The sequence below is a fragment of the Methanobrevibacter sp. 87.7 genome (genome assembly GCF_002208625.1).
GTDB lineage: Archaea > Methanobacteriota > Methanobacteria > Methanobacteriales > Methanobacteriaceae > Methanarmilla.
In genome coordinates this window covers 1-11,764 of the sequence record NZ_MRCT01000051.1, presented here as the reverse complement: position 1 = coordinate 11,764, position 11,764 = coordinate 1, and the positions used below count along the sequence as shown (strand labels likewise).

General features: G+C 23.9%; 11 protein-coding genes. 5 read left to right on the top strand and 6 right to left on the bottom strand.

The features are described from left to right. Positions 1-343 precede the first annotated feature (343 nt). From BGI41_RS03760 to gatA, 3 genes are all read right to left on the bottom strand, one after another. The gene (locus BGI41_RS03760; RefSeq protein WP_088538900.1) at positions 344-1,867 is read right to left on the bottom strand and encodes an AAA family ATPase; all 1,524 of its coding nucleotides are present in this window, start codon (positions 1,865-1,867) and stop codon (positions 344-346) included. Between the two features lie 273 nt (positions 1,868-2,140). After that, the gene (locus tag BGI41_RS03755) at positions 2,141-3,133 is read right to left on the bottom strand and encodes a glycosyltransferase family 2 protein (RefSeq protein WP_088538899.1); all 993 of its coding nucleotides are present in this window, start codon (positions 3,131-3,133) and stop codon (positions 2,141-2,143) included. Between the two features lie 194 nt (positions 3,134-3,327). Then, positions 3,328-4,707: an Asp-tRNA(Asn)/Glu-tRNA(Gln) amidotransferase subunit GatA gene (gatA, locus tag BGI41_RS03750; protein WP_088538898.1), complete on the bottom strand. Its 1,380-nt coding sequence runs from the start codon at positions 4,705-4,707 to the stop codon at positions 3,328-3,330. A gap of 287 nt (positions 4,708-4,994) precedes the next feature. Between gatA and BGI41_RS03745 the strand changes: the two genes are divergently transcribed. Further along, the gene (locus tag BGI41_RS03745) at positions 4,995-5,792 is read left to right on the top strand and encodes an HAD family hydrolase (RefSeq protein WP_088538897.1); all 798 of its coding nucleotides are present in this window, start codon (positions 4,995-4,997) and stop codon (positions 5,790-5,792) included. A gap of 61 nt (positions 5,793-5,853) precedes the next feature. On the opposite strand, the gene BGI41_RS03740 is transcribed toward BGI41_RS03745, so the two are convergent. The 3 genes from BGI41_RS03740 to BGI41_RS08550 all read right to left on the bottom strand — a co-directional run bounded on the left by BGI41_RS03740 (position 5,854) and on the right by BGI41_RS08550 (position 7,496). Then, complete coding sequence (locus BGI41_RS03740; protein WP_088538896.1) at positions 5,854-6,615, bottom strand: sugar phosphate isomerase/epimerase family protein; 762 nt, start codon at positions 6,613-6,615, stop codon at positions 5,854-5,856. Between the two features lie 69 nt (positions 6,616-6,684). Then, entirely contained in the window at positions 6,685-7,317 is a 633-nt protein-coding gene (gene nudC / locus BGI41_RS03735) for an NAD(+) diphosphatase (RefSeq protein WP_233126308.1), read from the bottom strand. Then, the gene (locus tag BGI41_RS08550) at positions 7,317-7,496 is read right to left on the bottom strand and encodes a hypothetical protein (RefSeq protein WP_233126307.1); all 180 of its coding nucleotides are present in this window, start codon (positions 7,494-7,496) and stop codon (positions 7,317-7,319) included. The genes nudC and BGI41_RS08550 overlap by 1 nt, the downstream gene beginning before the upstream one ends. A gap of 128 nt (positions 7,497-7,624) precedes the next feature. Here BGI41_RS08550 and BGI41_RS03730 point away from each other — a divergent pair, with 128 nt between their 5' ends. From BGI41_RS03730 to BGI41_RS03715, 4 genes are read left to right on the top strand one after another with little or no spacing between them, the layout of a single operon-like run. Then, complete coding sequence (locus tag BGI41_RS03730; protein WP_088538895.1) at positions 7,625-8,074, top strand: PadR family transcriptional regulator; 450 nt, start codon at positions 7,625-7,627, stop codon at positions 8,072-8,074. Positions 8,075-8,131: 57 nt separating this feature from the next. Next, positions 8,132-9,214, top strand: coding sequence for an ATP-binding cassette domain-containing protein (locus tag BGI41_RS03725; RefSeq protein ID WP_088538894.1), 1,083 nt, complete (start codon positions 8,132-8,134; stop codon positions 9,212-9,214). Positions 9,215-9,221: 7 nt separating this feature from the next. Beyond that, the gene (locus tag BGI41_RS03720; RefSeq protein ID WP_088538893.1) at positions 9,222-10,397 is read left to right on the top strand and encodes an ABC transporter permease; all 1,176 of its coding nucleotides are present in this window, start codon (positions 9,222-9,224) and stop codon (positions 10,395-10,397) included. A gap of 9 nt (positions 10,398-10,406) precedes the next feature. Continuing rightward, entirely contained in the window at positions 10,407-11,642 is a 1,236-nt protein-coding gene (locus BGI41_RS03715; RefSeq protein ID WP_088538892.1) for a PQQ-binding-like beta-propeller repeat protein, read from the top strand. Positions 11,643-11,764 lie beyond the last annotated feature (122 nt).

Genomic DNA, 11,764 nt, shown 5'->3' with positions numbered 1-11,764 from the left:
TTTTTACTTATAACTTATAACTTATAATTTTTTTATTCTATATTATTTCTTTAGTATTTATTATAAGTTATAACTTATAATTCTTCATGTTTTAGTAATAATTTGAAATTTTATTATAAGTTATAACTTATACTTCATTTTGTTTTAGTATTAATTTGAAATATTTATTATAACTTATAACTTATAATCATAAATTATTTTTTATATATCCTAAATATTTTATTATAACTTATAACTTATAACTAATTTTGTCTATTTTTATTATAAATTATTAGAAAATATATAAAAATTAGTAGTTTTATTAAATAAATTTTAAAAATTAAGATATATTATAAAATATATCTTATTTATTGTAAATATTTATAATTTCATCAAAACTTAAATATCTATCAAATTTAGGTTTTTCTTTAATATCTGAAATTATTCTAATATCAAAATTATTATTTATTGTTTCATATGCTTTAAATGCAAAATCTTCTAATTTAATTTCTACTTCTGGAGTTCCACCACGTGCTTCTATTTTAACTTTAGGTATTCCAATTACATTATCAATACCAGTTTCTTTTTGAATATAAGGTTTAACTTCATTGAAAATGCCCATATCATAGATTTTATTAAGTATTATTGCTTTAATATTTATACCGAAATCTTTTAATTTTTTAGCATGTGAACTAATATCAATTGCTGCAGATTCAATACCTCCTTTATTAACACCTGTAGTTAATATCATTGGAATATTTCCTGCTTTAGCTATTTCTGCTGTAGAATATGGTATTTTCTTATTTAATAATCCTGTAAATGCACTCATTACTCCTTCAATTAAAACAACATCATAATTTGAGTTTTTAAGTCTTTTTAATATATTTGATAATTCCATCCATCCAAGATTTGATATTTGGATACTTCCATAATTTTCCATATAACCTTTTGTAAGATATAATCCAGGAACAATATCACGTATATCTGGTCCAACTTTTAGAAGACCAACTTTAAGACCTTTTTCTCTAAATACTCCTGCAATTCCTGTTGTAATAAATGTTTTTCCAGAGTCTGATCCAGTACTTGCCATTAATACTACAGTTGGCATTTTACCTTCACGTTTTTTAAGATCTTTTGTAAGGCAATTTTTACCAGGTATCCTTATATCAACATCTGTATCAATACCAATTTCTTTATTGATTTTTTTATTAAATTCAATATTTCTTTCATATATTGATTTAATATCTTCTTGACTTGCATCTATATATTCTAGAATATTATTTACAACATCTGTATTATTATCAAGAGATTTATGTATTAATGTACCAATAACATTTCCATCATCATTAACTACACCAGATAGAATTCTTTTATTTTTATTTGAATAGTTTACTCTTTTTATATTGGAATATAAAATTTCTTTTGCATTACCTTCAATTTTTCCATATGTGTGACAATGAAAACCTGTAATTGGTGTTTTTATATTTTTAGTAAAGAAAGAGTTTCCAACTACTTCTCCTTCTACACGATCATTACTAATTAACGGTGAGAAATTTACATCAAGTATACCAAGTCCTTTTTTAATTATTGGCATTTGTGATTTTCTTCCAACATCTGTCTGGTTTGCAAGTAATTGGAATCCAGAACATATACTCATTATTGTTTTACCTTCTTTTGCCATTTTTATAATTTCTTTTGAAAGTTCAGAGTCTTTTGGTATTCCTTCTGATTCTACAATACTTCCACCAGGGATGATTAAAGCATCTAATTCTTCATTTGCTTTATTACCATTTACTAATCCATTAGTTTTAACTATATCTGTTGGGAGATGTCCAAAGTTTTCATAACCTGGAAGTGCTCCTTTTACATATGTAAGGCCTATTTTCATTTTCTCACAACTTTTTTAATTATTATCCCTTAAATGAAATCTTTTATATTATATTATAAGATTTTTATAAAATATTAAATTATTTATAGAAATTTTTTTAATCTTATTATCTTCTAAATTATTTTAATTTCTATATTTTAAATTATTTCTTTAATACTAGTATTTTTTTAGATTTTGAATTTCAGTTTACTTTATCTATTGTATTTTACTTCTTTATAATCTATTTTTTGAGTTTTAATTTTTATAAGTATTTAAAATAAGTTTTAATATTATCTAAAAGTATTCTTTTTTAAATTCATTTACATTATTTGTATTAAGTATTAAATTAAATATTTTAAGATTTTTATTATTCATATATTTTAAGAAATCTTCTTTATATGGACTATTATAGATATTTTTAAATTCTTCTTTAGATAAATTATAGAATTCTTCAAGTAAATCATCATCTAAGCATTTTACAGTAAGTCTATAAGCATCAATTCTATAATTAATTAAATCTTTTTTATAATCTTTGTAGAAATTATTTTTAATAAATATTTTAAATAATTCTATACCACTTGGTATTATATCAAAGAATTTCTTATCACAACTACCAGTAATAGATTCACTATGTACTCTTCTTATATAGTAATGTTTTTTAATAATTGAAATACGTTTTGCTTTAAGCCATACATAATAGAAAAAAGGATTATCTTCAAAATAAATTCCAACTGGAAATTTAGCATCAATATTTTCTAAAAAACTTCTTTTATAAATCTTTTGACATGCACTAACTGGTAATTTAAAAAGAAAGTTCTTTGTTTTACTTCCATCAAACACTTTATTATCATATTCATCACTTAATTCATCTAGATTAGACCATGTATTTTCATGAAAACTTCCATCTTCATTATTGTAGTTAGTCATTTGAAACATAGTAATATCTGTATTAAGTTTTTTTGAATGATTATATACATTTTCTAAGCAATCTTTTTTAATCCAATCATCACCATCAACAAATCCAATGTATTCTCCTTTAGCTATTTTTAAAGCATTATTTCTACTTAATCCAAGTCCAAGATTTTCTTTATTATTTATTAAAACAATTCTTTCATCTTTATTTGAATACTCTTTCATAATTTCTAGAGATTTATCACTTGATTTATCATTAATACATATTACTTCAATATCTTTAAGACTTTGATTAAGTATAGTGTTTAATGCTTTTTTAAGATATTTTTCTTCATTATAAACTGATATAATAACTGTTACTTTTGGATTAGTCATTTTATCACCTTAAATTTTTATTATTATTATCTTTTAGTTTATTAAAATAAAAATTTCTTATTTAATTGATTTTTTATTAAAAATAGTATAAATCTTAAAATTTTGGGTAAATTATATTAAAAAATAGTTAGTTAAAAAAATTTATAATATTAAAATTTTATTAAAAAAAGTAAAATAGATTGAATAATTCAATCTTATAATTCATATGAAGCTATAGCTTTAATGATTTTTCCATCATCTTCAGGTTTAGCTTGAATTTGTAATCCTACTGGAATATTATCAACTTCACCAGCTTTAATACTAGCTGCTGGAATTCCTGCAAGATTTGCAATTACAGTTAATACATCGTATGCATACATTTCCATAGGTTCTAATTTATCACCAATATTGTGTGGTAATTTAGGAACTGTAGGACCTACAATTAAATCAACTTCTTCTAACATTTTATTGATTTCATTTCTAATAAGAGATCTTGCTTGAAGTGCTTTTTTATAGTATTTTCCACTATATTCCTGTTGTGAAATGTAAGAACCAATTTGAATTCTTCTTAATACTTCTTCTCCACAAGTTTCTTCAATTCTTGAACCATACTCTCTTCCATCATATTTTCGTGTAGCTGAGAAGAATTCTACATAATTAATAAGATAGTAAGTAGGTAAACAAATATCGATATAATTAAAACTTAATTCAACAAGTTCTGCTCCTTGTTCTACTAATTTGTCTATTGCTTCATCAACAACAGCATTAATTTTATCATCAGTAACTTCAGTAAATTCTTTTACTTTAGCTATTTTCATACCTTTTAATGGTTTTTCTTCATTTTCTGTTTTTTTAGCTATTTCAGTAAAGTTAGGAATTTCAGTATTTAAAGTTGTACATTCTGAAGGATCATATCCAGTAATTGTATCAAGTGCAAGTGTAAGACCATATACATCACTTGACATTGGACCAATTTGATCAAGACTCATTGATAAATCAAGTAAACCTTGTCTTGAAACAAGTCCATAAGTAGGTTTAATACCATCAATACCACAATGTGATGATGGATTTCTAATTGAACCTCCAGTATCTGATCCAATTGTTATATCACACATTTTACCTGCAATAGCAGCAGCTCCTCCTCCACTTGAACCACCAGTAATTTTTCCAGGTGCTGCAGGGTTATTACATACTCCATAATATGATGTTTCTGTTGAACTTCCTGCTGCAAATTCATCCATATTGTTTATACCTATAATGATTCCATCTTCAGCTTTGATTCTTTTTACAACAGTAGCATCATAACTACCAATATAATCTTCAAGTGTTTTACTTGCTGCAGAAATAGTATAATCTTCTACATTAATGTTTGCTTTAATTCCAATAACAAGACCTGCAAGTAATCCAACTTTTTCACCATTTGCTATTTTTTCATCAATTTCTTTAGCTTTATTAATAGCATCTTCTTTGTTAATTTCTAAAAATGCATTAATTGAATCATTAGTCTCATCAATTACTTTTATATAATTATTAACATTATCTAATGCTTTCATTTCACCGTTTTTAATTGCATTAGTTTTTTCTAGTACGTTCATTAAAACACCTAATAAGTATTAAATTAATCATTGATTATGTAAAAAAAATTTATTTATAATCTTTATATTAATTAATTATATATTTTTTAAGTTTAAATATTTAGCTATTTAATAAGTTTTTTATTAAGAGTTTTTAATTATTTTCATGAATTATTATAATTTTGAAATAATTATCTTATATTTGATATAAATTTAGAACAATAATTTTTAGTATATTATAAAAATCTATAATTTTTTATAGGATTAATCAGATAGTATTTTTTAATTAAGTTTTATAAAATGGTAATATGAATAAAAAGGCTATTGTTTTTGATAATTCAGGTACTTTAATTAAAAGATATAAAATTTTAAATGATATTGAGAATAAGAAATTTATTACTGATAAAAATTCATTTGAAATTATTCATAAATTAGAATGTGCTGCTCTTATTATTTTACAATTTAATACTAAATGTTTATCAAAACTCGATCCAAATACTAAAATTTCAGATTTATTTTTTAAGTATAATATTAATTTTTCTATTAGTTATAGTTCAACTAAACTTAGTCATGATGATGTTTTAGATGTAATTAGAAATGATAATAATGCTATAATATCCGATATTACTAATGGATTTGGTATTTTAAAAGAACAAGTTCCAAATATGGAAATTTGTAATGGTACTGCATTAATAATTGATTGTAAAAACAAAAAAATATTATATACAATTACTACTGCAGGTAAATTATTTGCTAATGCACAGTATACAGTAAATAAACTTAAAAATAGAGGGTATGAAATTTTTATTGCATCTGGTGATCGTGTTGGTGCTATTCAAACATTAACAAAATTTTTAGATATTGATTCATCACATGGATTTCCAACTGCAAGTCCAGTTGGTAAGAAAAAAATAGTTAAACATTTACAATCTAAAGGATATAATGTTACAATGGTTGGAGATGGGCCTAATGATTATTTTGCTTTAAATCAAGCTGATTGTGGAATTTTAACAATTGCTCAAAGTTTAATAGAAGAAGAATATTTACTTCTTGCATCTGATTATCTTATTAATGATTTAATAGAACTTCTAAATATATTATATTAGTATAATTAATATTGTCAAATATATTTTTTAGTATTTTTGTAGAATTTTTTATACTTTTAAATTAATTTCTTAAATTTAATTCTTCTATTATATTTTTTGTTTTTAATACATTTTCATAATTATTTAATTCTATAATTCCATTATCTACTTTTTTTAATAAATTTAAGTCTAAATTACCTTCTTTAAGTACTAAATGTTGATCTTTTTTTCCATCATTATCATGTATATGATAATATATTATATTATTTAAATCAAAAAATTCTCTACAATTTTTGCAAGTGTTTGCATGGCCTGTATCTATTGTTATTGAAGAACCTGTATTTTCCTGTATATATTCTAATTCACTTACACTATTTCCAATAAAATTAAAACGATTTGGTAAGTTTTCTACAGATATTTTTACTTTTTTATTATTGTCTTTTCCATAATCTATACATTTATTAATAGACTCTATTGCATAATCTATAACTACTTTTCTTATTCTTTCATCATTTCTTCCTACTTGTCCTGCATGTACCGTTATAGCTTTTCCATTTAATTTATCTGCAAGATCTATTGTTTCACATATCTGTTTAATTGATTCTTCTCTTATTCCTTTGTTTAGGCTAGCTAAATTTATATCAACATTAGGGCCATGTATATATAATTCTATGCCTTTATTATTAATATTATTCAAAATTTCTTCATGTTCTAATAAATTATAGGGGATGTATGGTCCTTCACTTAATAATTCAATTAATTCAAATCCATCTCTTTTTCCAATATTAATCATATCTTGTATTGGTTTCATAAAAAGAGATAATGTTGAAAATCCTAATTTCATTTTATTACCTTCTTTTTATCTTTAATCTAATTTATGAGATTAATTTTTTATTTGATTGTCTTATTATCTTTAATTTTTATTATTTAAAAAATCATCTATTAACCATGAGGATATACTTATATTTGATCTTCTTTTTATTTCATCTCTACTAAACCATTTTGCATCAAGGATTTCAAAATTATCTACTTTTATTTCTCCACTTTCATATTCTGCTGTAAAACCTACCATTAGAGAATTTGGAAATGGCCATGATTGACTTCCAAAATATTTAATATTTTTTATATTTAATCCAACTTCTTCTTTAACTTCTCTTCTTACAGCTTCTTCTAATGTTTCTCCTGCTTCTACAAATCCTGCTATTAATGAATAATCATTTGTTTTATAATAACTATGGTATGCCATTAATACTTTATCTTCTCTTTTTATTGCTACAATAATTGCAGGTGCAATTCGTGTATAATTAAGATGGCCACAATTTGGACATTTAAGCATCATCTCTCTTTCATCAATTATATTATGTTCTCCACATACTCCACAATATTGATGATTTTTATACCAATCTCTAACTTGTGATCCTCTTCCACCTATTAAAAATAACTCTTCATTTATATTAAATACTTCTTGTAACTTATAAAATCCTTCATTGTTTTTTCTATTTAATAGGTTTACTACAAAACAAGCTTTATTTTTATATGTTCCAATTATAAGTCAAAGTCAATATCAAATATTTTATACAATTCTTCTTTGGTAAATATAGGTATATAATCATTTTTTAAATATAATTCATTTTCATAGTATATTAAAAAGTAAGATTTTTCATTTGTTTCGTAGTTTTCTTTAAAATCAATCTTGTAATTATCATAAAGCCTTGAAGTTATCATATTTATGTATATGTTTTTATTTTATATAATCTATTTTTAAGCTACATTTATATATAGAATATAATATATGTTTATTTACGATATATGTCAAAATTTGATATACTAATAATTTTTATGGGAAGTATATTTTGGATGATTTAAATTCTTGTGATTTTAATAATAATGAATTTTTTGATGAAGAAATTATTGAAGAGCATAAAAAAATTCATAAAGTTTTTATTAATTCTTTAATTCCTCTTTTAATACTTTGGTTTTTAACTAAAGAAGATTTACATGGTTATGGATTAATGAAAAAATTAGATTCATTTTTTGAATTTCAGATTGAAAAAGGATTTCTTAATAAATTTAATTCTAGTAAAGTTTATCCGATTTTACAAAAAGCTGAAAATATTGGTTTTATTGAAGGAAATTGGATGATTAAAAATGGTAAACCTATTAAAGTTTATCATTTAACTGATATTGATGAAAATTTTATTTATTCACTAAGAAAAAGAAATTTTAATCAATTTGTCCAACATAAATTTGATAATTTTATGGATTTTCAAGATTTTTTATTTTCTAATCCTGATGAAAATTAATTTTATTGAAATTTAAATTAGCTTATTAAATTTTTAATATATTAAAATGGTGATTTAATGAAATATGCAATTGAAACTTTTGATTTAACTAAAAAATATAAAGATTTCATTGCAGTTAATTCTTTAAATATGAAAATTCCTAATAAATCTATTTTTGGTATGTTAGGACCTAATGGTGCAGGTAAAACAACCACTATAAAGATGTTAACTTGTCTTACAATACCTACGAAAGGTACAGCTACTGTTGGTGGTTATGATATTAATGAAAATCCTAATGAAGTTCGGAAATTATTAGGTATGGTACCTCAACAAGTTAGTTTATATAAAGATTTAACTGTAAAAGAAAATGCAGAATTATGTGCAGATTTTTATGGTGTTCCAGATGATGAAAAAGAAGATAGAATTAATGAATTAATGGAACTTGTAGACATTTCATATGCTAAAGATAAAAGAATTGGTAAAATGTCCGGTGGTCAAAAACAAAAAGCATCACTTGTAGCTAGTTTAGTTCATAGACCAGATATTTTATTTTTAGATGAACCTACTATTGGTCTTGATCCAACTACAAAACGAGTTTTATGGGATTTAATTCAGGATTTAAATGATTCTGGACATACAATTATTTTATGTTCTCATGATATGCATGAAGTAGATATGTTATGTGATAATGTAGGAATTATAAGTACTGGTAATCTTGTTGCTTATGACTCTCCAAGATCATTAAAAGATCAACTGATTAATTCCCAAAAAGAAGAATATACTAATCTTAGTAATAGATTATATAAATTTAAAAAAGATATTTCATCTAATAATAAAATATTATCTGATAGAGAAAAAGCTCTTGAAATTCAAAAAGAAGAACTTTTTACATATAAAGAAATGTCATTTTTACTTAAAAATCCTTCTGATGAACTTTTAAATTATATGGAAACTTTACCTCATGTTCATGGTCTTGAAGTAAATAAAAATGGTAGAATTTCATTACAAATTGATAAATTTGATGATAATGCTGTATCTGATATTTTAAAAGCATTATTTGATAAAGGTGCAATTATTAGTTCAATTTCAACTCAAGAACCATCTCTTGAAGATGTTTTTATTAAAACAACTTCAGAAGCAGATTTAGGTCCAAGGGTTTAGTGATAATATGTTTGAATATAAAAAAATGTTTTGGATGATTAAAAAAGAATGGTTAAGTCTAAAAAGACATCCTTCTCGGTTTGGAGCTATTATAATAATGCCAATTATTATGATTTTATTATTTGGATATGGTATGGGTGGAGATTTAAGTGATTTACCTATTGTTGTAGTATCTCAATCTCATGGTAATCTTACAGATACTACATTAAATGATATAAAATCAAATAATGTTTTTAAAGTTACAGATATTATGGATAATGTAACTGAAGCGAAAAATATGGTTGATAATGGAAAAGTTAAAGCAGCAATTATTCTGCCATCAAATTATGATGATAATACTACGACTCAAAAGACGGCCACATTATATTTAGATTCTTCAGATCAGATGGCCTCTCAAACTATTGTTCCTGTATCTCAACAATTATTTAGTCAATTATCTATAGATCAACTTCAATCTTCACAGACACAAACAAATCAAGCAGATATTTCAGTAGAAAATGCATCTACTAAAAATTCAGTTTCATCACAAATTAATAATGTTAAATCAGGTATATCTATTCAAATTAACAGGATTTATGGTAATATTAAATATATTGACTTTTTAGTACCTGCAGTACTTGGTATGACTGTTATGATGAGTTGTATGATGGGTATGGGTGCATCTATTGCTGGTGAGCGTGAAACTGGTGAACTTGCAAGATTATTCATGACACCTACTTCTGTTTCAACTGTTATTGCAGGTAAAATATTTGCAAAACTTTCTGTTGAAATGATGCGTGCAATTATTTTATTATTTGCTGCTATTGTTCTTTTCAATGTTGTTGTTAAAGGTGGAATATTACAATCATTATTACTTCTCTTTATTGGAGCAATTTGTTTTGTTGGTTTTGGTGTTGCATTATCTGCTCGTGCTCAAAATCAAGAGGATTATGCACAAATGGTTATGCCCTTTTCCATGCCTATGATGTTTGTTTCTGGAGTATTTTATCCAGTAGAAACAATGCCATGGATTTTCCAAAAAATTGCATATATTTGTCCATTAACTTATCTTAATGATGCTATGAGGGCAGTAATGATTCAAGGTCATTCACTTGAATTTGTATGGGTAGATATTTTAGTACTTTTAGGATTTACATTATTATTCTTCTTAATAGGTGTTGTAAGTTTTAATAGGGATGTATAGGTGAAAAATATGTTTAAACAAAAAAATTTATTAATTATTTTAACAGTAATATTATCTTTTGCATTGATTATTAGTCCAATTTATAGTGCAGATTGGACAATGTTCCAAAATTCTCCTAATCATACTGGATTTACTGAAGAAAATAGTAATTTTGTTTCTAATCTTTGGTCTAATAAGATTTGTTCATCAATTAACTCTACACCTGCAATTCATAATAATACATTGTTTTTAATTTCAAGTGATGGAGTTTTAAATTCTATAAATATGATTAATGGAACAATTAATTGGCATAATGATTTATCAAATAATGTATCTGCTTCACCAATTATAAAAGATGATTTATTACTTGTTGGTGATTTAAATGGTCATTTTTATGGATTTAATGTAAGTTCTCATAATATTAAATGGACTTTTAAAGCACCTAAAGCTATTGAGTCTACAGCAGTTGTATCTGGTGATAATGTTTACTTTGGTTGTAATGATGGTAAAGTATACTCATTATCAATTAAAGATGGTAAGAAAAATTGGAATAAACAAATTGGTGGTAAAATTAAAACTCCATTAACTTTATCTAATAATACTTTATACTTTGGATCTACTAATGGAGGTATTTATGCAATAAAATCTAATGATGGAAGTTCTATTTGGAATTATACTACTGGTGATGAAGTATTATCTGCTCCAGCATATAGTGATGGTAGAGTTGCTATTGGGTCTGTTGATAATACATTATATGTTTTAAATAGTTCTAATGGTAATTTACTTTGGAAACAAGAAATGGATAATAAAGTAATTTCTTCACCATCAATTGATGGATATAATAATAATGTTTATGTTGGAGATGATTCTGGTAATATATCTTGTTTAGATTTAAGAGATGGAACACTTAAATGGTCTTATTTAACTGGTGGTGCTATTAAATCTAGTCCTGCTATTTTAAATAGTTCTATTGTAGTTACATCTTCTGATGATACTATATATGTTTTAAATAAATATAGTGGAAATATTAACATGACTTATAATCCAGGAGCTTATTTATTTAATTCACCAATTACTACATCTCCTGTTGTTAATGGTAATACATTGTTTGTAGCAGCTAATGATGGTTATTTATACTCAATTGATTTAAATAAGCAAGATACTCCATTATCTCCTTATATTTATTATGATATTACTATTATTATTCTTGCTATAATTCTTATTATTGCTTTATTTAAATTTAATAATAAACGTAAAAATAAATAATTCATTTTTATGAATTATTTTTATTTTTTTGATTTTTCTTATTATAACTTATAACTTATAAATTATAATTAATTTTGTTTAATAATTTTATGTTATTTTTTATTTTTTTTAAAAGTTTCAAT

Excerpts from the sequence above, each read along its gene's own strand:
- BGI41_RS03740 (WP_088538896.1), bottom strand. The coding sequence starts at position 6,615 with ATGAAATTAGGATTTTCAACATTATCTCTTTTTATGAAACCAATACAA.
- gatA (WP_088538898.1), bottom strand. The coding sequence starts at position 4,707 with ATGAACGTACTAGAAAAAACTAATGCAATTAAAAACGGTGAAATGAAA.
- BGI41_RS08550 (WP_233126307.1), bottom strand. The coding sequence starts at position 7,496 with ATGATAACTTCAAGGCTTTATGATAATTACAAGATTGATTTTAAAGAA.
- BGI41_RS03725 (WP_088538894.1), top strand. The coding sequence starts at position 8,132 with ATGAAATATGCAATTGAAACTTTTGATTTAACTAAAAAATATAAAGAT.
- BGI41_RS03720 (WP_088538893.1), top strand. The coding sequence starts at position 9,222 with ATGTTTGAATATAAAAAAATGTTTTGGATGATTAAAAAAGAATGGTTA.
- BGI41_RS03760 (WP_088538900.1), bottom strand. The coding sequence starts at position 1,867 with ATGAAAATAGGCCTTACATATGTAAAAGGAGCACTTCCAGGTTATGAA.
- BGI41_RS03755 (WP_088538899.1), bottom strand. The coding sequence starts at position 3,133 with ATGACTAATCCAAAAGTAACAGTTATTATATCAGTTTATAATGAAGAA.
- BGI41_RS03745 (WP_088538897.1), top strand. The coding sequence starts at position 4,995 with ATGAATAAAAAGGCTATTGTTTTTGATAATTCAGGTACTTTAATTAAA.
- BGI41_RS03715 (WP_088538892.1), top strand. The coding sequence starts at position 10,407 with ATGTTTAAACAAAAAAATTTATTAATTATTTTAACAGTAATATTATCT.